Genomic DNA, 25201 nt, shown 5'->3' with positions numbered 1-25201 from the left:
GGTTCGTATGGCGGAGTGTGTTGAGAAATCATGACATGATGCGGTATGGATGAAACAGAATTTGCCTGGCGGCAGTAGCGCGGTGGTCCCACCTGACCCCATGCCGAACTCAGAAGTGAAACGCCGTAGCGCCGATGGTAGTGTGGGGTCTCCCCATGCGAGAGTAGGGAACTGCCAGGCATCAAATTAGTAAAGAACGTGTTCCTTTTCCCCTGACAAGGAAAATAACAGGAACAAGCAGGCATCAGCCGATTGCTGATGCGTGTGAAAGAACCGGTGGAGCGGTAGTTCAGTTGGTTAGAATACCTGCCTGTCACGCAGGGGGTCGCGGGTTCGAGCCCCGTCCGTTCCGCCACTTATTGCATAACCCCTGAATCGAAAGATTCAGGGGTTTTTTGCATATGTTTTTTAGAATTCCAGAGCTAAAACGAATTTAACCTTCGTATGATTTTCTTATTCTCAGATAATCTCGCCCGATATTTATAAAGCTGGTTATTACTTCAGTTAAATAGCCTTAATTAACCCGGAATAACTATATTTACACAATGGTAATTGTTATCAGTAATATTATTTCCTATTCAAGAAGCTCAGAAGTTTAACGTTAATCTCCTGTCTCAATAAGTAGTTCGTTTTAAGTTTGTTTATATTAGGATAAATAAGTGGAGATGAAAAATAACTTGTTGTGGAATCTTAAGTAAAATCTATAGTTCAGGGTTATATGTCCACAAATTACAGATGCAACTTTCAATAAAATATCATAAAGTCATATTTCTAATAATTCACAAAGATCACTCATCATGAAATTAACACTGGATATGCTTGACTGGCGGGCTCTTGCTCCGGGAGTTGACAGCTGCGAACACTGGATCCAGTGGGCCCACCGGCCTGATGCAGAGAGATTCTCGGGTGAAATCCCTAAAAGCACGCAAATTCCCATGATGACTGCGCGTCGTATGAGTATCGGAAGTCGTTTCGCAGTGGATTCCGGTCTTTTATTGCTCGAAAATTATAAAGTCGACGCTGCCATTTTTACCAGTCGTCACGGTGAGCTCGAAAAAACAGGGCGAATTTTGCATAATTTAGCGAATGAAGAGCCTGTTTCGCCGACAGAGTTTTCGATGTCAGTACACAATACCGCGGCGGGTTGGTTAACCATTACCGGTAAAAAACCTTTGCCAGTCACCTCATTAGCCGCGGGACATGATAGTTTTCAACAGGGAATACTTGAAGCACAATCAATGTTATCTGCGGGGGCTTCCCGCGTTATGCTGGTCGATTTCGACGGACAAATTCCTGCGATATATAATGAATCGGTAAATTCTGAGTTTCTTCCTTATGCGGTAGCAATAATATTAACGGCTGGCAATACTTTGCAGTGTGAGCGTGTTTCTATGCCCGGTGAACATCAGATAGTGCCTCTTGCGCAGAGTCTTCAATTCCTGCGCGGTTATCTTTCATCTTCCCCTTCATTTGAGGTGAATGCAGGTAATCGTCACGGCTGGCAATGGTCACGTGACATGCAATGAGAGAATCTCAATTGAACCAAGGGGTGTCTTCTCTGGCGAACCGTATCTGGAGATGGTTGGCGACCGGATTCTTTTTCGCACTTTTCGGAATTGGCGGACTGTTGCTTTCGCTTATCTGGTTTAATCTGTTGCGGCTTATCATACGCCAGCCAGACAGATTGCACCGCATGACGCTGAACAGTATCCGCAGCAGCTTTCGGTTTTTCCTCGGCGGATTGCGCCTGGTTGGGGTGATGGATTACCGTTTTACAGGTGATGAAAAGTTTCAACAGGATACCGGCTGTCTGATCGTGGCAAATCATCCCAGCTTGCTTGACTATGTCATTCTGGCCTCACAAATGCCGCGCTGTGATTGCATTGTCAAACAAGCTTTGCTGAAAAACCCGTTTCTGAGTGGCGTGATTAAAGCTGCCGGATATCTGGTTAACTCCGGATCGGATACGCTGCTGCAGGCTTGTGAAACACGCCTGCAAGCGGGAGGAACGCTGCTGATCTTCCCCGAAGGTACACGTACCGTGCCTGGCGAGCCGTTAACTTTACAGCGTGGTGCGGCAAACATTGCGCTGAGAGCAAATTGTGATGTAAGAATTGTTCATATTACCTGTCAGCCGCCTATGCTGACTAAACGGGGAAAGTGGTATCAAATTCCCCCGGTAAAACCTCAGTTTGTTATTACTGTTGCCGATAAGGTAAAAGCTGAAGACTTTCTCTATGAAAGCGATCTTTCGCCGGCTCTGGCTGCAAGACGTCTGACACAACATTTGCGCACTGAGCTGATGCGTGGAAATACTCAAGATAATGAGAAATAAGTCATGGATTCATTAAGTAACGACATTAAAGTCCTGATCATCACGACGCTTAATCTGGAAGGTATGACACCAGATGAGATAGAAACTCAGGCGCCGCTTTTTGGTGACGGTTTGGGGCTGGACTCCATTGACGCTCTTGAACTGGGCCTGGCGTTGAAAAAACAATACGGTGTGATCCTTTCGGCTGAAAATCAGGAAATGCGCGAACATTTCTATTCCGTTGAAAGTCTGGCCAGATTTATATCAGTACAGCGTGGTTAAAGAGATTCCTATGCAGAAGCAAGAAATTTACCAGCAAATTAGCGTCCTATTAATCAAGCTATTTGAAATTGATGAAAGTGATATCAGTCCGCAAGCGAAGCTTTATGAGGATCTGGAATTAGACAGTATTGATGCTGTGGATCTGGTTGTTCATTTGCAAAAGATAACGGGCAGAAAGATTAAACCTGAAATGTTCAAGTCTGTAAGAACAGTTCAGGATGTTGTTGATGCGATTGATGAATTGCTTAACACGCCTGAGTCCTGATATTTGTGAATAAGCTCCGGCATTTATCATTCCCATTGCTGGCAAAAATTGCCCGATGGGCAATGCCGTTGGCGGTGATTGCTTATCCGATAGCCGTTTGGTGCGGATTAAAAAATTGGGGAACCGGCATTCTGGCACCTTTGCTGATCGCCATATTTATTCTGCGGTTACTGACTTTTCGCGGAAAATTATCCCAGCTTACTTTTTTTGGAAAAGCGATTGCCATCGTGGGGATCGTGCTGGTGGCAACCAGCGTTTTGCTCCGCGAAACATCAATGTTGCTGTATTACCCGGTCGCGGTGAATGCATTATTGCTGGGAGTATTTTTCAGCTCTCTCTATGCCCGGCAATCTCTGGTTGAGCGACTTGCCCGTTTAAGCGAACCGGAATTACCGCCACGGGGCGTGATGTATACACGTCGGGTTACGCAAGTCTGGTGTGTTTTCTTTTTATGTAATGGGTCAATGGCCTTATATACCTGCCTGAAAGGCGATACGGATTTATGGGCTCTTTATAACGGCGGGATCAGTTATCTGCTGATTGGCTTATTGATGGGTATTGAATGGATAGTCAGAAAGCGTCTGCGTCAGTGATAACCCTGCCGATGTGTAAATGGTTGAGCGCGGAAAGATCTGAGGATCATCTCGTCGCATGGAATGAAAGCCGTGAATGGCGGCAACACGAGTTTCGTCGCGATGTGCTATCTCTTATTGCCGGGCTCCGCAGGACTTCTCATAGCCGTTGGGCGCTATGTCTGGAAGATAACTATTCTTTCGCGGTCGCGCTGCTGGCGGTGATTTATAGCGGAAAAACGCCGGTTCTGCCCGGTCATTTTCGTCCCGCCGTATTAGCTGAACAGCAAAGTGAATTTGATGCGCTGATTACCGATCTCCCTTTGTCACCGGATTGCCCGGTACTGCGTTTTCCGTTCGCATCGGAAGATACTCTGAAGGTTCTGCCACCATGGCCGCAAGATGCCTCAGTCATCCTGTTTACTTCCGGTTCGACGGGGAAACCACAAAAAATCGTCAAGCCGGTTTCCTGTCTTGATCTTGAAAGTCAGTGGCTCGGCGCACGCTGGGGAACAGAATTTGCTGACGCGCGTTTTGCCGCCACCGTTGCCCCTCATCATATGTATGGCCTGAGTTTCGCTTTCATGTTGCCGCTGTCTCTGGGACTGCCGTTTGTGACCACCAGTGTTAAATATCATGAGCAATTACACTCTCTGGCTTCCGTACATTCTCTGGTTTTCATCAGCAGCCCGGCATTTCTGGAAAGACTGGATCCGGCGCTGAATATGCCAAAACTCCGGCACGTTTTTTCAGCTGGCGGACCGCTGAAACATGAGTCTGCACGCTTAGTCGCACAAACCTGCGGCGACGTGCCGACGGAAATCTATGGCACGACAGAAACCGGTGTTATCGCTTTTCGGCAGCAGCATCAGCCAGAACAGGTCTGGACGCTATTTGGCGAAAACGTTTTTTCGCTCAGCCCTGATGGCAATACTTCCCTGATTTCGCCACTGGTTTCGCCTTCGTGCTGCTTCATGCTCAGCGATGAGATTCGAATGTTGCCTGCCGACCCGTGTCATTTTGAGTTGCTGGGACGCAAAGACCGGATCGTTAAAATAGCCGAGCAACGGGTCTCCCTGACTGAAATAGAACAACGTTTGTGCCAGCTGGATCTTCTTTCAGAGGCCAGCGTGCTGACTGTTGAAAAGCGCGGGCGGGTTTATATGGCTGCCGTGCTGGTGTTAAGCCGCAGCGGAGAACAGTTACTGGATGCGCAAGGTCAGGCAGCACTGCTGGATAATCTTCGTCAGAGCCTGCGCAGCTGGATATCGCCCGTTGCGCTGCCACGATACTGGCGCATTGTTCCGGCGATCCCCCTTAACCAGCAAGGCAAGCGCTCGGCTGCTGAACTACAGGAGATGTTTTTATGATTATGCCTGACGTGCTGAACCAGCAACTCACCAGCGAAACCGGCCTGCTTCTTACGTTCAGGTTGCCTGCACAATTACTCTGGTTCAGGGGCCATTTCCCGTCGTCGCCAATCCTTCCTGGTGTGACACAGGTGAACTGGGTCATGAACTACGCAGAAACGATTTTGGGAATGAATAAAGCGTTTGCTGGTATGGAAGTGGTGAAGTTCCAGCGGCCACTTTTACCTGAAGAAACCGTAGATTTGCACATCGACTGGCTTAAAGAAAAAAACCAGCTGGTATTCCGGTATAGCGTAGCTGATGCCGTCGCCAGCAGTGGGAAAATCACATTATGTCCATGATGCCGCCAGCCCCATTTTCTCCCTGCCTGATTATTCCGTGCTACAACCACGGGCCGATGATGGCCGGTGTTTTGGAAAGTCTCCGGCCGTTCGATCTGCCCTGTATCGTGGTGGACGATGGCAGCGACGCGCAAACGGCAGACGAGCTACAACGTCTGGCTTGCATCACACCATGGATGAGTCTGACGCGCTTACCGGCAAATCAGGGAAAGGGTGGTGCCGTGATGGCGGCGCTGCGGCTGGCTGCTGAAAAAGGCTTCACTCATGCACTACAGGTTGACGCCGACGGTCAGCATCAGCTTTCTGACGTCCCCGCAATGCTGGCGGAAGCCAGAAGCTACCCGGATTGTCTGATCTCCGGTCAGCCGGTTTACGATGACAGCGTGCCGAAATCGCGTCTCTATGGCCGCTATATCACGCATTTTTGGGTATGGATCGAAACCCTGTCATTCTCAGTAAAAGACAGCATGTGCGGCTTCCGCGTTTATCCTCTCAGGCCTTGCCTGCAACTGATGGAGAAAAAGACGCTGGGTTTGCGGATGGATTTCGATACGGAAATCATGGTGCGTCTTTACTGGCAGGGCACGCGCAGTCGTTTCCTGCCCACGCGGGTGACTTACCCCGAAGACGGCCTCTCGCATTTCGATGCCGTAAAGGACAACCTGCAAATTTCCTGGATGCACACCCGGCTGTTTTTTGGCATGTTGCCGCGCATTCCTTATTTGCTGCGCCAGCGTAAAGACCGGCCGGAACACTGGTCAGTGACTCAGGAACGTAAAGGATTGTGGGGTATTCGCCTGATGCTGGCGGTTTACCGGACGCTGGGTTACAAAGCTTTTCGTCTGCTACTTTATCCGGTCATCACTTATTTTTGGCTCACTGGCCGCAAACAGCGCAATGCCTCTGCGGACTGGCTTGCACGTGTCCGCACTATAGCCGCACAGCGCAACATTTCCCTGCCTTATCCGCTGAGTACGTTCCGCCATTTCATGCGCTTTGGTGAATCTATGCTGAGTAAACTGGCGAGCTGGCAGGGCGATAAAACTCTGACTGATCCGGTGCTGGTCAATCCCGAAATTTGTGAATCACATATTGCCTCCGGGCGCGGCACGTTGATCCTCGCTTCACATTTGGGCGACATCGAATCCTGCCGGGCGATTGGTGCGCTCAATTACCGGATCACCGTCAATGCGCTGGTGTTTACCGAACACGCCGAGCGGTTCAATCAGGTGATGAAAGAAATTAATCCGCAGGCGGTGGTTAATCTCATTCAGGTCAGCCAGATGGGGCCGGAAACGGCTATTTTATTGCAGGAAAAACTGGATGTCGGTGAATGGGTAGCGATTGTCGGCGACCGCACGTCTGCCAGCCAGCATCAGCGCGGGGAGCATTCCCGCATCATTTACAGCGAGTTTCTGGGCCAGCCCGCGGCCTTCCCGCAAGGGCCTTTTATTCTGGCTGCGGCGCTGCGTGCGCCGGTCATGCTGATGTTTGGCATCATGCAGCAACAGCGGCTGCATATTTACTGTGAATCTTTTGCGGATCCCCTGATCCTTCCGCGCGGCAAGCGTCTGCCTGCGCTGCAGGCCGCTGTCGATCACTATGCCACACGGCTGGAATATTACAGCCTGCTCGCGCCGCACGACTGGTTCAATTTTTATGATTTCTGGCAGCATCCCGCGGATGTCGCCCCTGACAGGAAACCTGACTGATATGACTTCCAAACTTGATCCGCGTTTTAACGATCCGCGATTTTCTACCCGTGTCGAAATCACTGTGCCTTTCCATGATGCCGATGCGATGGGCGTGGTCTGGCACGGCAACTATTTCCGTTATCTGGAAGTCGCGCGCGAGCAGTTACTCAAACAGTTTGATTACGGTTACCGTCAGATGGAGGCATCCGGTTATGTCTGGCCGATTGTGGATACCCGCCTGAAATACATCGCACCGGTGCTCTTTGAGCAGCGTATTGCGGTTCATGCTCAGCTTGAGGAAATTGAAAATCGTCTGCGTATCGGCTATCAGATTTATGACATCGAAACCGGTAAACGCACGACGACGGGTTACACATTGCAGGTCGCGGTAGATGCCACTACGAAAGAAATGTGCTTCGTCTCGCCGCAGGTGCTTTTCGATAAAACAGGAGTCAGTCTGTGAAAGCTTTTCTGTTCCTCGTACTGACCTTCTTAAGCGTAACCGCGCACGCCGTCACGCTGGAAGAATTACAGCAACGCTTCAGTCAGGTGCCGGTATTGCGTGCTGATTTTGCGCAGCAAAGAACCATCAGCGGGATGGCACAACCGCTCAATTCCAGCGGCAATCTGCTGATTGCTCAGCAGCAGGGGTTGTGGTGGCAGCAGGAAAAACCGTTCAGCCTGACGTTATTGCTGACAGAAAAACGCATGGTACAAATCATGGCGGGGCAGGAACCGCAGGTAGTGACGGCAGATAATAACCCGCAGATGTTCCAGTTCAACTCCTTGCTCAGCGCGCTGTTCCACGCAGACCGCAAAGTGCTGGAAGAAAACTTTGCTCTCGATTTTAAAGATTTGGGCAAAGGTGCCTGGAAACTCGTCCTGACGCCTAAAGTGTCACCGCTGAACCGACTGTTCCGCAGCATCACGCTTAATGGCGAAACTTTCCTGAACAATATTGATATCAATGATATGCAGGGCGATGCCACACACATTCGTTTCTTCAATCAGAAAACGACACCTGCCACGCTGACCGACGCCGAGAAACGCCATTTTGCATCCTGATCTTCACAGAAAACTGGCGCAAAGCTGGCTGCTGATTATCGCGTTGATGGTGGCGGCACTGTTCTGGTTGCTGCCGCGCAGTCAGATTAACAGCAGCGTGCTGGCGCTTTTGCCTCAGCAGCAGACGGCGGATGTTCCTCAGGCATTTTCTGACGGATTCACGCAGCGGCTGGACAGGCAATTGATGTGGCTGGTCAGTCCGCCGCCGGGGGCCGGGGTTCAGCCCGCCAATGACTGGCTTACGCAACTGCAAACGTTGCCGGAGCTGAATCGGATCGCAGGGCCGATGGATGCGCAGCGTCAGCAGGAGTGGGGCGCTTTCTTCTTCAAACATCGCAATGCGTTGCTTGATGACGCGACGCGCCAGCGCCTGAAATCGGGCGCTGAGGCACAAAGTCAGTGGATCCTCGGTCAGGTCTATTCGGCGTTTTCAGGCGTCAGTGGCAAAGAACTGGCAAACGATCCGCTGCTGCTGGTGCGTGCTTCGCAAATGGCGCAACAGCAAAACAGCGCCGGTATGACGCTGGATCAGGGCTGGCTGATGGCCCGCGATAAACAGGGCCGTAACTGGTACCTGCTGCACGGTGAGCTGAAAGCCTCTTCGTATGACATCACCTCGGCAAAACACACAGTGGCGGCGCTCAGTGCGGCGAAAGATGCGTTTGAAGCACGCTGGCCGGGCGCGAAAGTCCTCGAGCGCGGCACGATTTTCTACAGTAATTATGCCAGTCAGCAGGCTGAGCACGATCTCTCCACGATTGGCGCGGTATCAGTGCTGGGCGTGTTTGCGCTGATCTTACTGATGTTCCGCTCTGTCCTGCCGTTGTTGCTCAGCCTGCTATCTGTCGCTATCGGCGCGCTGTCTGGCACCGTTTTTACCTTATGGATATTTGGCGAAATTCACGTGATGACGCTGGTGCTGAGTACCAGCATTGTCGGCATTTCCGCCGACTATACGTTGTACTTCCTGACGGAACGGCGTGTACACGGTGAGGTGAATTCCCCGCTGGAAAGTCTGAAAAAGCTCTTCCCCGCCTTATCTGTGGCGCTGCTGACCACGGTGGCCGCCTATCTGATGTTGCTGATTGCGCCGTTCCCCGGCCTGCAACAGCTGGCCGTTTTTGCCGCCGCCGGGCTGAGTGCCGCCTGCATCACCGTAATGTGCTGGTATCCGTATTTATCGAAGCGTTTGCCGGTCGGGCCAGCCCCGGGACTGGGGATCATCATGCGCTGGTTGCTGGCGTGGCGCAGTCGCAAAGCCGTTAGGTTCGGATTACCCTTGCTGGTTTTAGTGCTGGTGGTGGCCGGAATATCGCGGCTGAAAATCAATGATGACATCGCCGATCTGCAATCCCTTCCTGCGGATTTACAGCAGCAGGAACAGCAGATCGCCGCGCTGACCGGACAGACCAACGATCAGAAATGGCTGCTGGTGTATGGCGACAGCGCAGAACAGACACTGCAACGTCTGGAAGCTTTGCGGCCAAAGCTGGCGCAGGCCAAAGAGAAGGGCGTAATTGACGGATTCCGTGCGCTCAGCCTGCCTTCACAAGCACAACAGCAGCGCGATTTATCCCTGCTCCGCCAGCGCACCCCGCAAATTATTGCGCAGTTGCAGCAGGCGGGGGTGACGGTGGTGAAACCCGATCTCAGTGCGCAAACGGTTGATGTGCCGCAATGGCTTAACAGTGTGGTAAGTGAGGGCTGGCGTTTGCTGTGGCTGACGCTGCCGGACGGGCGCAGCGCCACGTTAATTCCGGTGAGCGGCGTGCATGACAGCGCAGCGATGGCGGCGCTGGCGGCTTCCACACCTGGAACGGGCTGGATCGACCGCAAAACAGAATTCAGCAGCCTTTTCTCACAATACCGCGTTTATCTGACGTATCTGCTGGCGCTGGGTGTGGCGGTCATTGCGGCTATTTATCTCTGGCGTTTTCGTCTGCCGCACGGGCTGATTTGCCTGGTGCCGACGCTGCTTTCGCTCGGAATGGGCGTCGCGGCACTGGGTTTCAGCGGTCACAACCTCAATCTTTTCTCCCTGCTGGCGCTGATCCTGGTGCTGGGGATTGGCATCAATTACACCCTGTTTTTCACCAATCCGCGCGGCACGCCCACCACATCAATGTTTGCTATTTTCATGGCCGTGGTGACGACATTACTGACGTTTGGCATGCTGGTGTTCAGCTCGACACAGGCGATCAGCAGTTTCGGAATCGTACTGAGCGCCGGTATATTAACGGCTTTCCTGCTGTCGCCACTGACCTTGCCGGCAAAAAAACGAGGACGTAAAAAATGACCCGATTGATGTGGCCGGTGCTGGCGCTTCTGATCTTAATGCTGGGCGGTTGTGCGATAAATTCCCCTTCCGGTACTGAGCCTCAGGCGTGGCTAAAACGCGGCGTTCAGGTGAAACTTCCCGCCCCCTTATTAGATAAGCCGGTCAGTCAGCAACAGTTACTGACGGCTACCGTCAACGGCAAACAGCAGTCATTGCTGGTGCTGCTTAATGCGGATGGCAAATCGCTGCAACTGGCCGGATTGTCTCCGCTTGGGATCCGCCTGTTCAAAGTGGTCTACGATCAAACAGGTATCCACCTCGGGCAGGCGATAAAAATGGAGGGTTTACCTCCCGCTAATCAGGTTCTGGCCGATATTATGTTGAGCTACTGGCCGGTACAGAGCTGGCAACCGTTGCTGCCAGCGGGCTGGACGTTCGATGAGCAGCCTTTGCGCCGGACATTACTGGATAACGAAGGCCATGCCGTCACCCGTATTGATTACGTGGTGCAGGGCGGCACGCGTCAGCCCGTTTCGATTACTCAGATGGCGTTTCACTACCAGATAACTATCCAGAATGTCGGTGAATAACATGATCTACTTTTCGGCCGTGGGCATGGTTAACGCGCTGGGAAATAACAACGCGCAAATCGCAGCCAGCCTGATGGCGGGCGTAGCGCCGGGTATGACCGTGCAGGAAGGCTGGCTGACGGAAGACCGGCCGGTCTGGCTGGGCAGTGTGACGGGTGACTTGCCTGCCATCCCGGCTGCTCTCTCTGCGCACCGCAGCCGCAATAATCAGCTGTTACTGGCCGCGCTGGCGCAAATTGAAGCGCCGGTAAATGACGCGATCGCCCGTTATGGCAAAGATCGCGTGGCAATCGTAATGGGCACCAGCACGTCAGGCATTGCTGAAGGTGAAGACGCGGTACGCTATCTTCAGCAGCATGGTGAATTCCCTGCGGGTTATGACTATCAGCAACAGGAGCTGGGTGATCCTTCAGAGTTTATGGCGCAACTGCTGGATCTGAGTGGTCCCGCCTATACCTTATCGACGGCCTGTTCTTCCAGTGCGAAAGCGATTATCAGCGGAAAACGCCTGATTGAATCCGGGCTGGCTGATGCCGCGCTGGTCGGCGGGGCTGACAGTTTGTGCCGGATGCCGGTAAACGGCTTCAACAGCCTGGAATCTTATTCCCGCGGTCATTGCACGCCATTCGGGCAAAACCGCGATGGGATCAATATCGGTGAGGCATCAGCCCTGATTTTGCTGACACGTGAACCGGCAGATATTGCGCTGCTTGGTGCCGGTGAATCATCAGATGCCTGGCATATGTCTGCGCCGCATCCTGAAGGGCTGGGCGCCGAACGTGCCATTGTTATGGCGTTAGAACAGGCCGGTCTGCGTCCCGCGGATGTGGGCTACATCAATGCACATGGCACTGCCACGCCGCTTAACGATCAGGTGGAAGCCGCGGTGATCCACCGGCTGTTTGGCAACCGGACGCCGTGCAGTTCTACCAAACACCTCACCGGTCATACGCTGGGTGCGGCGGGCGCAACGGAAGCGGCGCTGAGCTGGCTTATCCTCACGCAACATCTTGCGTTGCCGCGACAGGATTTCAGCATAACGCCGCGGGATATCAGCCTGCCGGATATCCGTCTGGTGGAAACCACAGTAATGGCGGAGAAACCGGTCATTTTATCCAACTCCTTTGCTTTTGGCGGCAATAACGCCAGCCTGGTGATCGGAAGACCGTCATGAATGCCTTAAACGCAGCAGATTATTTACCGCATGAATCGCCGATGGTGTTGCTGGAAAACATCATCGACGTGACAGAAGAAACGGCGTTGTGCAGCGTCGTGGTTTCAGAAAACGGCGTGCTGGCACCGTTTCTCAATGCTCGTGGTGCGTTGCCCGCGTGGTACGCCATTGAGCTCATCGCGCAAACTATTGGCGTGTGGAGTGGCTGGCACGGCGCGCAGAGCGGGTTATCGCCGCAGGTGGGCATGCTGCTGGGCGGCAGGGCGATAAAATGCAGCGTGCCGGAATTTACAGCAGGCAGTGAATTACGGATAAGCGTGGCGATGGTATTGCGCGACGAAAAACTCGCCAGCTTTGAAGGCGTTATCTGCATCAAACGAGAACAAGACAACCTTCAGGTTGCACAGGGAAGGCTGAATACGTACCAGCCAGACAAGGATGAATTGATTAAATTGACACAGGGGAAACTGGAATGACGCGTTCGGTATTAGTGACCGGTGCCAGCAAGGGGATCGGCAAAGCCATTGCCTGTCGGCTGGCAGGTGAGGGTTTTTTGGTAGTCATTCACTACCACAGCGATCAAGCAGGTGCAGATAACACCCTGCAACAGATAACTGAAAATGGCGGTAGCGGGCGCATTGTGCAGTTCGACATCAGCAACCGCCAGCAGTGCCGCGACGTGATCGACGCGGACATAGAAGCGCATGGTGCGTATTACGGTGTGATTAATAACGCCGGTATTACCCGCGACGGCGCGTTTCCTGCGCTGACTGACGAAGACTGGGACGGCGTGATCCACACTAATCTCGACAGTTTCTACAATGTTTTACACCCTTGCGTAATGCCGATGATCGGCCTGCGTCAGGGCGGGCGCATTATCGCACTTTCCTCGGTTTCCGGTATCACGGGCAACCGCGGTCAGGTCAATTACAGTGCGGCCAAAGCCGGGATTATCGGCGCCTGCAAGGCGCTGTCGCTGGAGCTGGCGAAACGCAAAATCACCGTCAACTGTATTGCGCCGGGGCTGATCGACACCGGTATGCTCGACATGGAACAGCCGGCGCTGGATGCTGCCATGAGCATGATCCCACTTAAACGTATGGGACGTGCCGAAGAAGTCGCCGGATTGGCGAGCTATCTGATGTCGGATATCGCGGGCTATGTGACACGCCAGGTAATCTCCATCAACGGAGGCATGGTATGAGTCATCGTGTAGTGATCACCGGCATGAAAGGGGTTACGGCATTCGGCAACCACTGGGACGAGGTTTCTGCCCGTCTGCAGCAGGGTAAAAATGCCGTTCGTCATATGGATGAATGGTTGATCTACCAGGGTCTGAACACTCATCTGGGCGCACCGGTGGATGATTTTGTGTTGCCTGCGCACTACACCCGCAAACGTATCCGGTCGATGGGGCGCGTCTCGCTACTTTCAACGCGTGCAGTGGAACTGGCGCTGGAACAGGCCGGTTTGCTGGAGGACCCGGTTCTGACCGATGGCGAGACCGGCATTGCGTTCGGTTCATCGACCGGCAGCACCGGTCCGGTGAGTGAATTCGCCACCATGCTGACGGAGAAGCACACCAATAACATCACCGGCACGACGTATGTGCAGATGATGCCGCACACCACGGCCGTGAATGCAGGATTGTTCTTCGGGCTGAAAGGGCGTGTTATCCCGACGTCCAGCGCCTGTACCTCCGGCAGTCAGGCCATCGGTTATGCCTATGAAGCGATCAAACACGGTTACCAGACTGTGATGGTGGCGGGCGGTGCGGAAGAAATCTGCCCGTCTGAAGCCGCCGTGTTCGACACGCTGTTCGCCACCAGCCAGCAGAATGATCACCCTGAACTTTCGCCGCGTCCGTTTGACACACAGCGTGACGGTCTGGTCATTGGCGAAGGCGCCGGGGCGCTTATTCTTGAGTCGCTCGAACATGCACAGGCGCGGGGCGCGAAAATTTACGCTGAAATCGTCGGATTCGCCACCAACTGCGACGCGGCGCATATTACCCAGCCGCAGCAATCCACCATGCAGATTTGTATCGAAAAAGCGCTGAAAAATGCCGGTATTCCTGCTTCTGAAATTGGCTATATCAGTGCGCATGGCACGGCAACGGATCGCGGCGATATCGCGGAAAGCCACGCAACTGCTGCCGTGTTTGGTAATCAGACGGCCATTTCATCGCTGAAAAGTTACTTCGGCCATACGCTCGGTGCCTGTGGTGCGCTGGAAGCGTGGATGTCGCTGGAAATGATGCGTGAAGACCGGTTTGTGCCGACCATCAACCTGACGCAGCCGGATCCGCTTTGCGGCGAACTGGACTACATCATGGGTGAATCGCGCCATATTCAGACTGAATTTATTCAGTCGAATAACTTTGCATTCGGTGGGATCAATACCTCTTTAGTTTTCCGTCGCTGGCAGTAAACAATGAACTCTGCGCGTCTCATCACTGCATCGCTGGATGACCCTTTTTCGTTGTCCCGCTTGTCCGCAGACATGATCGCTAAAAGTGCCGCAATGAACCCCGCCCGCCGCCAGCAATGGCGTGCGGGCAGGGTGCTGCTGGCCGAAGCATTGTCCGTTTTCTGCGGTTGTGAGACCTTGCCGGAACTGCAGTTTTCCGCGCAGGGAAAACCCTTTTTTGCCGATGTATCCCTGCCGCATTTTTCTCTCAGCCACAGCAAAAATCATCTGCAACTGCTGTTATGTCAGGCGGGTGAAGCCGGAGGCGATGTGGAGCAAATGCGTCCGCGCCGTCGTTATCATGACGTCGCCCGCGAAGCATTCAGTGACACTGAATTTCTGTGGCTGATGGAACAAGCGGAACCGCAAATGGCGTTCTGGCTACTGTGGTGTCTGCGTGAAGCGTGGCTGAAACAGCAGGGCGGCAGCGTGTGGCAGATGGACCGGATCCGCCTCGATCCTGCCTTCAGGTCTTTTACGTCTGAACCCGCCACGGACACGCAGTTATGGTATTTAGCCGATGGTTCTGAGATGCGTGCGCTGGCGCTGCCTGCGGGTGTTTCAGAACTTGAAGAATATGCTTTTAACGCGGTTTCCGGTGATTTTGTCCCACTGGCTTGCCGGCCATGGTCGCAATTTTCCTCCCGCTGATTATTGCGTTCAAATCAAAAGTCTTCTGGGGGGATATTCAGCTCCCGCGAGTTCCCAGCTTTTCACTCAGAAAATCAATAAAACACCGGATCCTTGTGCTGACCGTCTGATCGCTGTAATACACCGCGTGGAAAGGCATGGCGATACGCAGGGTGTCCGGTACCAGCAGTTTCACCAGATCTCCCCGTGCAACATCCTCATCGGTCATAAAGTCCGACAGACAGGCAATGCCGTTGCCCTGTAAACACAATCTGCGCAGCGTCTCACCGCTTCCTGAGCTGATAAACGGTGTGACCGTCAGTTGCTGGCCGTCCGCGCACAGCAGTGGCCATTTGTTCAGCGCCACCACTTCGTTAAAACCCAGACATCGGTGTTTTAGCAGATCATCAGCGCTTTGCGGCGTTCCCCATTTTTTCAGGTAATCCGGCGACGCCAGCACGCTGCGATAGCTGAGCATCAGCTTGCGCGCCCGCAGGCTGGAATCTTCCAGCTCACCGACGCGGATCGCCACATCCACTTTATGGTCGATCAGATTGATATTGCTCTCGGAAGAAAAAAGCGCGAGCGACATCTTCGGGAAACGTTCCGTAAATTCAGCCACCAGCGGTGAAATGATATGCAAAATAACCGGCGTCGCTGCATCGATGCGTAAAATCCCCTGCGGATCGTCGCGGTTCTCCAGCAGATCGTCTTCTGCTGCCGCCATTTCATGCAGGATCTTCTGTACGCGAAAGAAATAGCGCTCGCCTTCGTGCGTCAGGCTGATCTGACGCGTGGTGCGGTTGAGCAGGGTGATGCCCAGTTTTTGTTCCAGACGTTTCAACGTCCGGCTGACCACGGAATTATCCTGCCCCAGCTGTTCTGCCGCGCGGCTGAAACTGCCGCTTTCCACCACCGTGACAAAGGTAATCAACTCTTCAGAACTGGCTCGCATTGTTGTTACTCCAGCATAAATAAATTGATATTTTGGTTATTTCTGTCATTTAAGCACAAGCCGATAATAGCCGCCATCAAATCGATATTCATGTGGAGTAAAGGTTATGCCGCTTGCACTATTAGCACTGACCATCAGTGCGTTCGCTATAGGAACAACAGAGTTTGTTATCGTCGGCCTGGTGCCGACCATCGCACAGCAACTGGGCGTTTCAGTCCCGTCCGCCGGTTTGCTGGTGTCCATTTACGCGCTCGGCGTGGCGATTGGCGCACCGGTTCTGACCGCACTGACGGGCCGCGTACCGCGCAAAACGTTGCTGATTGGTCTGATGGTGCTGTTCACGCTGGGTAACCTGCTGGCGTGGCAGTCACCGAATTACAGCACGCTGGTGATGGCGCGTCTGCTGACCGGCCTGGCGCATGGTGTGTTCTTCTCTATTGGCTCGACCATTGCCACCAGTCTGGTGTCGAAAGAAAAAGCGGCCTCTGCCATCGCGCTGATGTTTGGTGGTCTGACCGTGGCGCTGGTGACGGGTGTGCCGCTCGGGACATTTATCGGTCAGCATTTCGGCTGGCGTGAAACTTTCCTCGCGGTGTCGCTGATTGGTGTCGTTGCCATTATCGCCAGCGCGATCCTGGTACCGAATAACATCAAAAACAAACCGGCAGCGCGTATTGCCGATCAGGTCAAAGTGCTGATGAACCCGCGTCTGTTACTGATTTACGCCATCACCGCGCTGGGTTACGGCGGCGTATTCACTACGTTCACGTTTCTTGCGCCGATGATGCAGGAACAGGCCGGTTTCTCCGCCAGTATGGTCAGCTGGATCCTGCTGGCGTATGGCGTGTCGGTTGCCATCGGCAATATCTGGGGCGGCAAACTGGCTGACCGCCACGGAGCCGTTAAAGCCCTGACGATTATTTTTGCCGCACTTGCCGCGCTGTTGCTGATTTTCCAGTTCACTTCAGGTTTCGGTATTCCGGCGTTAATCACGCTGCTGGTGATGGGAATTTTCGCCTTCGGCAACGTACCGGGATTGCAGGTTTACGTGGTGCAGAAAGCCGAAGAGGTAACGCCGAATGCGGTCGATGTGGCGTCTGGTCTGAACATCGCAGCATTTAACGTCGGTATCGCTTTAGGTTCGGTGATTGGCGGGCAGGTGGTTTCCACAATTGGTCTGGCGCAAACGCCGTGGATTGGCGCGGTGATCGTCGCGGGCGCGCTGTTACTTATCCGTCTGAGCGGGCATCTCGACCGCAAGCCGAAAGCGGCGCTGGCCTGATTTATCCTGCATTCTGTGTCTTCACGGCTCGCTTCGGCGGGCCGTTTTAGTTTTTGTGCTAGCCTGTAGATGTGACAAGGTTGTATACCAATGTAAACAGATTTGGCCTGAGCGCCTGCGGGCGTATACTGAACTTTCGCTGTGGGAATCTCTCTCATATAGCAACGATATAACGGGTAAACAGGCGATTAGCGTGCGGAAAAAAACATATGCAATGAGGTATGTCGCAGGTCAGCCCGCTGAGCAAATCTTTCCGGGTGCCCTCGCACATTTAGGGCCGGATTTGCCGCCGGGTGCTGCGCTACCCAACTCGAATATTCTGCGCGTCATGGTGTGGAATATCTTTAAACAGCAGCGGGCTGACTGGTTGTCAGTTCTGCGCGATTACGGCAAAGATGCGCAACTGGTGTTACTTCAGGAGGCGCAGACGACGCCCGAACTGATCCGCTTTGCCACATCCAACTATCTGGCTGCCGATCAGGTGCCGGCGTTTATGCTGCCTCAGCACCCCTCTGGCGTGATGACACTCTCTGCCGCGCATCCGGTTTATTGTTGCCCGTTGCGTGAGCGTGAGCCACTTCTGAGGCTGTCTAAATCGGCATTAGTGACTGTCTATCCGCTTCTGGATGGTCGTTTGCTGATGGTAGTGAATATTCATGCCGTCAATTTCAGCATCGGTATCGACGTCTACAGCAAACAGCTCGACCCTATTGGTGAGCAGATTGCTAACCATAAAGGGCCGGTGATTATGGCGGGGGATTTCAACGCCTGGAGCAAACAGCGTATTAACGCACTGTACGGCTTTGCGGGGAATATCCATCTGGAGGAAGTGCGTTTTCCTTCTGACTACCGTAAGCGGGCGTTCGGCAGGCCGCTGGATTTCATCTTCTACCGAGACCTGAGCGTCACCAGTGCGTCGGTAATGGAAACACGGGCTTCAGACCATAACCCGTTGCGGGTTGAGTTTATGGCAAGTAAACCGCTGGCGTTGTAGCGCTTTTTTTGTTGAACAAAAGAACGCGGCTCAAAAGAACACAGTCAAAAAACGCAGACATAAAAAAAGCACCCGGAATATTCAGGGTGCTTTTTTATTGCCGGTACCGTTACGAATCAGGTATCAGGACTCATCTTGTTGCTGACGAACAACGTTAACTTGTTGCCCGGCTGCAGGTTGTCGGCATTAGTGTTCCAGCGCATCACATCTTTGATGTTGACGCCGTGACGCTTGGCAATGCTCGACAATGAATCGCCTTTACGCACCTGATAAGTGATGCTGCCGCCATTGGCACTGGTATCGCTGACGCTGTTATCCGCCACCTGCAGTGTTTGCCCAACTTTTAACGCGCCTGCTGAGCGCAAATTGTTCCAACGCTGTAAATCACGGGTCTTCACATTCAGCCGGGCTGCAATGCCAGACAAGCTGTCGCCGGAGCGAACCTTGTACTGTTTTGCACCTGACGGAGTGTTGCTGGCCAGTTTGGTTTCCTGTACTGCGGCAATATCGCCATCAGCCAGTGAATCTTTTAACTGGTCGGCATGCGCCTTCGGCAGAACGATGTAATGCGGGCCATTTGGCGCGGTTACATTTTTCTTGTAGCCAGTGTTAAACGACTTGAGCTTGGTCAGGGACATGCCCGCCATCTCCGCCGCCTGGGTCAGTTGCATCTGCTGTCCGACTTCAACACGCGCCAGGGCACGGTCTTCACTCGGTTTCGGCAGGTTGATACCGTATTTTTTACTGTGCTTGAGAATGTCGCTCAGGGCTAACATCTTCGGCACATAAATCGATGTTTCACGTGGAAGCGCCAGCGCCCAGAAGTCAGTCGAACGACCCTTAGCTTTGTTCGCTTTCACCGCTTGCATTACGCGGCCTTCACCACTGTTATACGCAGCAACGGTCAGTAACCAGTCGCCACCAAACATCTTGTTCAGGCGTTGCATCATATCAAGCGCAGCGGTTGTCGAAGCCACAACATCGCGGCGACCGTCATACCACTGGTTTTGTTTCAAACCATAGTTTCGACCCGTTTGAGGCACAATCTGCCACAACCCTGCAGCGTTAGCTGATGAGGTTGCTTTAGGGTCAAAAGCGCTCTCCACTATGGGTAGCAGTACCAGTTCCATCGGCATATTACGTTTCTTAATCTGCTCGGTGATCCAGTACATGTACGGCTCTGCCCGTAATGTTACATCGTGGAGATAGCTCTTATTCTTTAAATATTTAACTCTTTGTTCGCGGATCCGGGGATTATCCGGAACCTTCATCTTCAGCTCGTCGCCTATGAAGTTCCACAAATTTTGTTGGGAGACGGTGTCGTTTCCATCCAACCATCCCCCAGAGGCCGCACGGCCATCATCTGTGTACTGTCCTGCTTCACTTTGACTTGCTGAAGACAAACTCTGTGCATGTTGTTCCGGTACCTTCACGCCCTGCCTGGACGCCTGGCAACCTGTGAGCAACATGGAGGCGATTATTAGGATCGCGTTTGCCTTCATGTGTGTGTCATAGTTGCTTAAAAGACGAGCGATAATACTTTGCTTCGAAAAAAAACACAACCTTTGGGGCTAAAAGCTATCTTTCAGTGCCCTTAATTGCGCGAAAACCTGCCAGTCAGGCTTTAAGGAACCGTTAAGGTTTAATTTGTTTTGTAAATCAACATCATCGCAACGTAAAAAGAGGTTAATTTTACGCTCAAGACCGAGGGTAGAAGGCAGGGAAGATTGTCCCTTTTCACGCATTTGTTGCACTTTGTGCTCATGAGAATGAATATCATGATCCTGCGGTAAAATGGAGCGCGCAAACTTAAGATTTGAGAGAGTGTACTCATGTGCGGCGCAGACTAATGTTTCATCAGGCAGGGCTGCTAAGCGTTGAAACGACTGGTACATTTGCTCCGGCGTCCCTTCGAACAAACGGCCACATCCGGCGGAAAACATCGTGTCTCCGCAGAAAAGATAAGGTGCGCTATAGTATGAAATGTGACCAAGAGTGTGCCCGGGCGTAGCAAAGATCTGCCATTCCAGACCGCCAATTACCAATTTATCGCCGTTTTTAAGACTAATCTGACTAAATTTGTTCTCAGTTTCGTGAGGTCCGTACACTTTCAGACCCGGAAAATGGCTGCAAATCTCATCAACACCCCCAACATGGTCGTGATGATGATGCGTCAGGAGGATAGCCGTCGGGGTTAAATTATCCTTTTTCAGCGCGGCTAAAACCGGCGCTGCTTCACCGGGATCGACAATCAGGCAATGCCCTTGCTGGTCATCGAGCATCCAAATGTAATTGTCCTGCAAGGCAGGAATACTGATAAGATTCATGGCAACCTCTCTTTGGCAACTGCTTGAAAGAAGATAACAAACTATGCGACCAGCCCGCGCCCGTAAGAAAATAGTTGCACCGGCTTCATGGGAAGATATCCCATGCGGCGACTACTACCGTGCCGCGCTTGAGCAACAACTGCAACCCTGGTGGGGCAAACTTTACGGGTTCCACCTGCTGAAAATCGGCGCATTAAGTGCCGAAATCGATGCTCAGGCCTGTCCGATCTCGCATCAGGTGAACTTCGCACCGGAAGGCGAGGGGCTGCATGTTCAGGGCGATCCTTACTATTTACCGTTTGCGGCAAAATCGGTGGATGCCTGCCTGCTCAGCCATACGCTCGCTTACGCGGATGACCCGCACCGCATACTGCGTGAAGTGGATCGTGTGCTGATTGATGACGGCTGGATGGTGCTCAGCAGCTTTAATCCGCTCAGTCTTTTAGGTATCGGCAAACTGATGCCGGTGTTTCGTAAACGCCAGCCTTACAGCAGCCGTTTATTTACCCAGATGCGTCTGCTCGACTGGCTGTCTTTGCTCAATTATGAAGTGATGGTTCACCGGCGTTTTCACGTGCTGCCGTGGAAAAAGAATGGCGGAAAATTGCTGAGTACGCATCTTCCTGCGCTGGGATGTATGACGCTGATCATTGCCCGCAAAAGGACTTTCCCGCTGACACCGACCGCGAAAAAAGTCCTCGCACAGAAACAAAAAATACCGCAGGCGGTGGGGGCGACGAAGAGTTACCGGGAAGAACATCGGGATTGAGTTGAGAAAAAAATGACCGACGCCAGCCGTTTAATTCTCAGCCTGATAACCCACATCTTCCAGCGTCGGATTCCCCGCCGCTTCTTTCGCCAGCACGTCGCACCGCTCATTCTCAGGGTGTCCGGCGTGGCCTTTGACCCACATCCAGTTCAGCTGATGCGTCTGGATCGCGGCGTCGAGGCGTTTCCATAAATCGACGTTTTTCACCGGTTTTTTGTCAGCTGTTTTCCAGCCACGTTTCTTCCAGTTGTGGATCCAGGTGGTAATGCCCTGGCGCACATACTGGCTGTCGGTGCTCAGCGTCACTTCGCACGGCGTGCTCAATGCTTCAAGCGCCACAATCGCCGCCATCATTTCCATGCGGTTATTGGTGGTCAGACGAAAGCCCGCGCTGAACTCTTTTTCGTGTTGCTTATAGCGTAATATCGCGCCGAAACCGCCGGGGCCGGGATTACCCAGGCAGGAGCCGTCGGTGAAAATTTCTACCTGTTTGGTCATATCTGGCAGGCTCTGTCATCAAAAGTAAAAACCAAGTCTGACATAAACCGCCGTGCCGGGCACAGCAATATCTTGGGGTGTAACTGTCTGAAAGCGGGCGCTGAGGAGGCTTTGTAACAGGTTTGGGCATCAGTAATGACTCTTTTGGCTGGAGAGCGCTGTCTTTTGCAATATAATAGGAAACTGCAGAGTGCCAGTTCAAAACTCTGAGTGAGTTCCGACTTTCATGGTTTTTTCACTGCCAATTTTCCAATGCTTTAAGGATGTCTAATGAGAAATGTTACGGTTTCTGCAACACAAATGAGCTGCAGCTGGGATCTGGAAAAGAATATTGTTAACGCTGAGAAACTGGTTCGCCAGGCTCATTCTAAAGGCGCACAAGTTATTCTTATTCAGGAACTTTTTGCTGCGCCTTACTTCTGTATTGATCAGAGCCCTGAGCATTACAGCCTGGCACAGGAGCTGGATAACAGCCCGCTGATCCGCCATTTCTCTGCGCTGGCGAAAGAACTGGAAGTGGTACTGCCTCTGAGCTTCTTTGAAAAGTGCAATAACGCCTATTACAACTCGCTGGTCATGATTGATGCTGACGGCAGTGTGCTGGACGTTTATCGCAAAACTCACATTCCGAACGGCCCGGCCTATCAGGAAAAACAATTCTTCATTCCGGGCGACACTGGCTTCAAAGTGTGGAATACCCGTTACGCGAAAATCGGCGTGGGCATTTGCTGGGATCAATGGTTCCCGGAAACCGCACGTTGCCTGGCATTGCAGGGCGCAGAAATCATCTTCTATCCGACGGCGATCGGTTCAGAACCGGCGTATCCGGAAATCGACAGCCAGCCACACTGGACCCGCGTTCAGCAGGGCCACGCTGCGGCTAACCTGGTGCCGGTGATCGCCTCTAACCGTATCGGCACGGAAAAAAGCAAATTCATTCCTGATTATGAAATGACCTTCTACGGTTCTTCCTTCATTGCTGATCAGACCGGTGCGCTGGTTGAACAAGCCAACAAAACGGAAGAAGCCGTGCTGGTTCATACCTTTGATCTGGATGCTATTGCTGCACAGCGCGCATCGTGGGGTCTGTTCCGCGACCGCCGTCCTGAAATGTATGGCGCAATCGCGACATCCGACGGTTCAACAAGGAAATAACTGATGTCTTCTATTGATATCAATCCTCAGGCTGAAGGTTTTGCGATGCCCGCTGAATGGGCATCGCAGCAGGCTGTCTGGATGATCTGGCCTTACCGCACCGATAACTGGCGCTCGAACGGGCGTCCGGCACAGCTGGCTTTCGCCAATGTGGCGGCAGCGATTGCGACAAAAACGCCGGTATTTATGGCGGTTCCGGCAGCGGAAATGGCCAACGCACGCGAAGTGATGCCAGCGCAGATTACGCTGGTGGAAATGGAAAGCGACGACGCCTGGATGCGTGATACCGGCCCGACCATTGTGGTCAATCCGCAAGGCGAGCGTGTGGCTATCGACTGGACATTCAACGCCTGGGGCGGCTTCAACGGCGGTCTGTATTCGAGCTGGGAGCGCGACCAGCTGGTTGCCCGTCAGGTGGCGAACTATCAGCACATTCCTTATGTGTCGACGGATCTGGTGCTGGAAGGGGGATCCATTCATGTGGACGGCGAAGGCACCTTGCTGACCACCGCAGAATGCCTGCTCAATCCGAACCGCAACCCTGATCTTTCTAAAGCTGACATTGAAGCGCAGTTGCAGAAATACCTCGGCGTGAAGCAATTCATCTGGCTGGAAGAGGGCGTATTTAACGACGAAACCGACGGGCACATCGACAATATGTGCTGCTTCGTGCGACCGGGTGAAGTCGCTTTGCACTGGACTGACGACGAGCAGGACCCGCAGTACGCGCGTTCTGCCGCAGCGTTAAAAGTGCTGGAAGCAACGAAAGATGCCAAAGGGCGCAGCCTGAAAATCTGGAAAATGCCTTCGCCTCCTGTGATGCACGCCACCGCAGAAGAGACGATTGGGGTATTGCCGGGTACGGCGATTGAACGTGTGGAAGGCAACCGTCTGGCAGCGTCTTACGTCAATTACCTGATCAGCAATAACCACATCATTTTCCCGCTGCTCGATGCGAGAACCGATAAGCTGGCTGAAGCAATGTTTGCGCAAATGTATCCGGATTATAAAATCACCGGTATTCCGGCCCGTGAAATTCTTCTGGGTGGTGGTAACATCCACTGCATTACGCAGCAAATCCCCGCGTAAGATAAAGTGCCCGGCCGTGTCTCTTTGCGTGCCGGGCAGACTGTTTCTGCCATTGACTGTCAGCGTTGGAAAATGACCCATGGATTTACAAAACACATCTAACAGGATCGTCGTTCTCGATACCGAAACCACCGGTATGAATAAACTCGGCGTCCATTACGAAGGGCACCGGATTATCGAAATCGGTGCTGTTGAAGTGGTTAACCGTCGTCTGACGGGGCGCAATTTCCATGTTTATCTCAAACCCGATCGTCTGGTGGATCCGGAAGCCTTCGGCGTTCACGGCATTAGTGACGAATTCCTCGCGGATAAACCGACCTTCGCCGACGTTGCTGACGACTTTGTCGAGTACATTCGCGGCAGCGAATTAGTCATTCATAACGCAACGTTCGACATCGGCTTTATGGATTACGAGTTCGACATGCTTGGCCGTAATCTGCCGAAAACCGAGACGTTCTGTAAAATCACCGACAGCCTGGCGATGGCGCGTAAGCTGTTTCCCGGCAAGCGTAACAACCTCGATGCCCTCAGCGATCGTTACCTGATCGACAACAGCAAACGTACGCTGCACGGCGCATTGCTTGACTCCGAAATTCTTGCCGAAGTTTATCTGATGATGACCGGCGGCCAGACCAGCATTAAATTCACCCACGAAGGCGAGCAAAATACCGGCGCTGACGGGCTCGGGATCCAGCGGGTGGCGCGTCCGGCTTCCGGGTTAAAAGTGATCGCGGCGAATGAGCAGGAACTGGCGTGGCACGAAGAAAGACTGGATCTGGTGGTGAAAAAGGGCGGCAGTTGTTTGTGGCGTTCTTAAGCCGCTTTTCCTGACTTTTGGATTGAAAATATCCAGCCTGCAGAAAAACTGTGCGGTTGATTGAAAATATCAGGAAAAGCATTGACGTAAGGGCGGGCATTCCTTAATATCCGCTCCGTTCTTAACCAGAACAAAACGCGGAGCGGTAGTTCAGTTGGTTAGAATACCTGCCTGTCACGCAGGGGGTCGCGGGTTCGAGCCCCGTCCGTTCCGCCACTATTCAGAAGCCCTGAGTGAGAAATCACTCAGGGCTTCGTCGTTTCAGCCATCC

Annotated in this window: 27 protein-coding genes, 2 tRNA genes and 1 rRNA gene; 26 read left to right on the top strand and 4 right to left on the bottom strand. The window is 52.9% G+C overall.

Annotated features, from left to right (window positions below):
- The first annotated feature begins 64 nt into the window (after positions 1-64).
- From rrf to ACM615_RS04620, 19 genes are all read left to right on the top strand, one after another.
- Positions 65-180 (top strand): 5S ribosomal RNA (rrf, locus tag ACM615_RS04710).
- A 98-nt stretch (positions 181-278) separates the two neighbouring features.
- Positions 279-355 (top strand) — tRNA-Asp (locus tag ACM615_RS04705).
- A 442-nt stretch (positions 356-797) separates the two neighbouring features.
- The gene (locus tag ACM615_RS04700) at positions 798-1526 is read left to right on the top strand and encodes a beta-ketoacyl synthase chain length factor (RefSeq protein ID WP_431011519.1); all 729 of its coding nucleotides are present in this window, start codon (positions 798-800) and stop codon (positions 1524-1526) included.
- Positions 1523-2335 carry a lysophospholipid acyltransferase family protein gene (locus tag ACM615_RS04695; RefSeq protein WP_431011518.1) on the top strand — a complete coding sequence of 271 codons (813 nt, stop codon included), beginning with the start codon at positions 1523-1525 and terminating at the stop codon, positions 2333-2335. The genes ACM615_RS04700 and ACM615_RS04695 overlap by 4 nt, the downstream gene beginning before the upstream one ends.
- Before the next feature lie 3 nt (positions 2336-2338).
- Positions 2339-2596 (top strand): phosphopantetheine-binding protein, encoded by a 258-nt coding sequence (locus ACM615_RS04690; protein WP_112290822.1) that lies wholly within the window; start codon positions 2339-2341, stop codon positions 2594-2596.
- Between the two features lie 10 nt (positions 2597-2606).
- Entirely contained in the window at positions 2607-2861 is a 255-nt protein-coding gene (locus tag ACM615_RS04685) for an acyl carrier protein (RefSeq protein ID WP_112290820.1), read from the top strand.
- A 62-nt stretch (positions 2862-2923) separates the two neighbouring features.
- Complete coding sequence (locus ACM615_RS04680) at positions 2924-3454, top strand: hypothetical protein (protein WP_240783351.1); 531 nt, start codon at positions 2924-2926, stop codon at positions 3452-3454.
- Positions 3424-4803, top strand: a complete 1380-nt coding sequence (locus ACM615_RS04675; protein ID WP_431011517.1) for an AMP-binding protein — start codon at positions 3424-3426, stop codon at positions 4801-4803. The genes ACM615_RS04680 and ACM615_RS04675 overlap by 31 nt, the downstream gene beginning before the upstream one ends.
- Positions 4800-5144 (top strand): 3-hydroxyacyl-ACP dehydratase FabZ family protein, encoded by a 345-nt coding sequence (locus ACM615_RS04670; protein ID WP_132966894.1) that lies wholly within the window; start codon positions 4800-4802, stop codon positions 5142-5144. Before ACM615_RS04675 ends, ACM615_RS04670 begins: the two co-directional genes overlap by 4 nt.
- Positions 5141-6856 (top strand): glycosyltransferase family 2 protein, encoded by a 1716-nt coding sequence (locus ACM615_RS04665; protein WP_431011523.1) that lies wholly within the window; start codon positions 5141-5143, stop codon positions 6854-6856. Before ACM615_RS04670 ends, ACM615_RS04665 begins: the two co-directional genes overlap by 4 nt.
- Before the next feature lies 1 nt (position 6857).
- The gene (locus ACM615_RS04660; protein ID WP_112290815.1) at positions 6858-7301 is read left to right on the top strand and encodes an acyl-CoA thioesterase; all 444 of its coding nucleotides are present in this window, start codon (positions 6858-6860) and stop codon (positions 7299-7301) included.
- Positions 7298-7903 carry a LolA family protein gene (locus tag ACM615_RS04655; RefSeq protein WP_129639194.1) on the top strand — a complete coding sequence of 202 codons (606 nt, stop codon included), beginning with the start codon at positions 7298-7300 and terminating at the stop codon, positions 7901-7903. The genes ACM615_RS04660 and ACM615_RS04655 overlap by 4 nt, the downstream gene beginning before the upstream one ends.
- Positions 7893-10199 (top strand): MMPL family transporter, encoded by a 2307-nt coding sequence (locus ACM615_RS04650; RefSeq protein WP_431011516.1) that lies wholly within the window; start codon positions 7893-7895, stop codon positions 10197-10199. The genes ACM615_RS04655 and ACM615_RS04650 overlap by 11 nt, the downstream gene beginning before the upstream one ends.
- Positions 10196-10771 (top strand): DUF3261 domain-containing protein, encoded by a 576-nt coding sequence (locus ACM615_RS04645; RefSeq protein WP_431011515.1) that lies wholly within the window; start codon positions 10196-10198, stop codon positions 10769-10771. Before ACM615_RS04650 ends, ACM615_RS04645 begins: the two co-directional genes overlap by 4 nt.
- Before the next feature lies 1 nt (position 10772).
- Positions 10773-11945, top strand: coding sequence for a beta-ketoacyl-[acyl-carrier-protein] synthase family protein (locus ACM615_RS04640; RefSeq protein ID WP_431011514.1), 1173 nt, complete (start codon positions 10773-10775; stop codon positions 11943-11945).
- A complete protein-coding gene (locus tag ACM615_RS04635; RefSeq protein ID WP_129639191.1) occupies positions 11942-12421 on the top strand; it encodes a hotdog family protein in 480 nt (159 codons plus the stop codon). The genes ACM615_RS04640 and ACM615_RS04635 overlap by 4 nt, the downstream gene beginning before the upstream one ends.
- On the top strand, positions 12418-13149 hold the full coding sequence (locus tag ACM615_RS04630) for a 3-ketoacyl-ACP reductase FabG2 (protein ID WP_159282580.1): 732 nt from the start codon (positions 12418-12420) through the stop codon (positions 13147-13149). Before ACM615_RS04635 ends, ACM615_RS04630 begins: the two co-directional genes overlap by 4 nt.
- Entirely contained in the window at positions 13146-14375 is a 1230-nt protein-coding gene (locus ACM615_RS04625) for a beta-ketoacyl-ACP synthase (RefSeq protein WP_129639189.1), read from the top strand. The genes ACM615_RS04630 and ACM615_RS04625 overlap by 4 nt, the downstream gene beginning before the upstream one ends.
- Positions 14376-14378: 3 nt before the next feature.
- The gene (locus tag ACM615_RS04620) at positions 14379-15065 is read left to right on the top strand and encodes a 4'-phosphopantetheinyl transferase superfamily protein (RefSeq protein ID WP_431011513.1); all 687 of its coding nucleotides are present in this window, start codon (positions 14379-14381) and stop codon (positions 15063-15065) included.
- 37 nt (positions 15066-15102) lie between these two features.
- Here ACM615_RS04620 and yafC read toward each other — a convergent pair whose 3' ends face one another.
- On the bottom strand, positions 15103-15999 hold the full coding sequence (gene yafC, locus ACM615_RS04615; RefSeq protein WP_431011512.1) for a DNA-binding transcriptional regulator YafC: 897 nt from the start codon (positions 15997-15999) through the stop codon (positions 15103-15105).
- Between the two features lie 106 nt (positions 16000-16105).
- Between yafC and ACM615_RS04610 the strand changes: the two genes are divergently transcribed.
- Both ACM615_RS04610 and ACM615_RS04605 read left to right on the top strand, forming a co-directional pair.
- Entirely contained in the window at positions 16106-17281 is a 1176-nt protein-coding gene (locus tag ACM615_RS04610; protein ID WP_129639186.1) for an MFS transporter, read from the top strand.
- 193 nt (positions 17282-17474) lie between these two features.
- A complete protein-coding gene (locus tag ACM615_RS04605) occupies positions 17475-18275 on the top strand; it encodes an endonuclease/exonuclease/phosphatase family protein (protein ID WP_112290801.1) in 801 nt (266 codons plus the stop codon).
- A gap of 116 nt (positions 18276-18391) precedes the next feature.
- Here the strand turns inward: ACM615_RS04605 and mltD are convergent, their stop codons facing one another.
- Entirely contained in the window at positions 18392-19777 is a 1386-nt protein-coding gene (mltD, locus tag ACM615_RS04600; RefSeq protein WP_112290800.1) for a murein transglycosylase D, read from the bottom strand.
- A gap of 69 nt (positions 19778-19846) precedes the next feature.
- Entirely contained in the window at positions 19847-20602 is a 756-nt protein-coding gene (gloB, locus tag ACM615_RS04595) for a hydroxyacylglutathione hydrolase (RefSeq protein ID WP_112290798.1), read from the bottom strand.
- Between the two features lie 43 nt (positions 20603-20645).
- Here gloB and ACM615_RS04590 point away from each other — a divergent pair, with 43 nt between their 5' ends.
- Positions 20646-21371 (top strand): class I SAM-dependent methyltransferase, encoded by a 726-nt coding sequence (locus ACM615_RS04590; RefSeq protein WP_112290797.1) that lies wholly within the window; start codon positions 20646-20648, stop codon positions 21369-21371.
- A gap of 30 nt (positions 21372-21401) precedes the next feature.
- Here the strand turns inward: ACM615_RS04590 and rnhA are convergent, their stop codons facing one another.
- Positions 21402-21869: a ribonuclease HI gene (gene rnhA, locus ACM615_RS04585; protein WP_056781594.1), complete on the bottom strand. Its 468-nt coding sequence runs from the start codon at positions 21867-21869 to the stop codon at positions 21402-21404.
- Between the two features lie 270 nt (positions 21870-22139).
- On the opposite strand from rnhA, the gene aguB reads away from it, so the two are divergent.
- The 4 genes from aguB (at position 22140) to ACM615_RS04565 (ending at position 25146) form a co-directional block, all read left to right on the top strand.
- Positions 22140-23024 (top strand): N-carbamoylputrescine amidase, encoded by an 885-nt coding sequence (aguB, locus tag ACM615_RS04580; protein WP_112290795.1) that lies wholly within the window; start codon positions 22140-22142, stop codon positions 23022-23024.
- A 3-nt stretch (positions 23025-23027) separates the two neighbouring features.
- The gene (gene aguA, locus ACM615_RS04575; RefSeq protein WP_431011511.1) at positions 23028-24113 is read left to right on the top strand and encodes an agmatine deiminase; all 1086 of its coding nucleotides are present in this window, start codon (positions 23028-23030) and stop codon (positions 24111-24113) included.
- 79 nt (positions 24114-24192) lie between these two features.
- Positions 24193-24930, top strand: a complete 738-nt coding sequence (dnaQ, locus tag ACM615_RS04570) for a DNA polymerase III subunit epsilon (protein WP_112290792.1) — start codon at positions 24193-24195, stop codon at positions 24928-24930.
- 139 nt (positions 24931-25069) lie between these two features.
- Positions 25070-25146 (top strand) — tRNA-Asp (locus ACM615_RS04565).
- Positions 25147-25201: the final 55 nt, after the last annotated feature.

The organism is Rahnella sp. PAMC25617 (assembly GCF_050606005.1).
In the GTDB taxonomy this organism is placed as follows: domain Bacteria; phylum Pseudomonadota; class Gammaproteobacteria; order Enterobacterales; family Enterobacteriaceae; genus Rahnella; species Rahnella variigena.
Note: the sequence above shows the minus strand (reverse complement) of the source record. Positions and strands in the feature narration are given on the sequence as shown.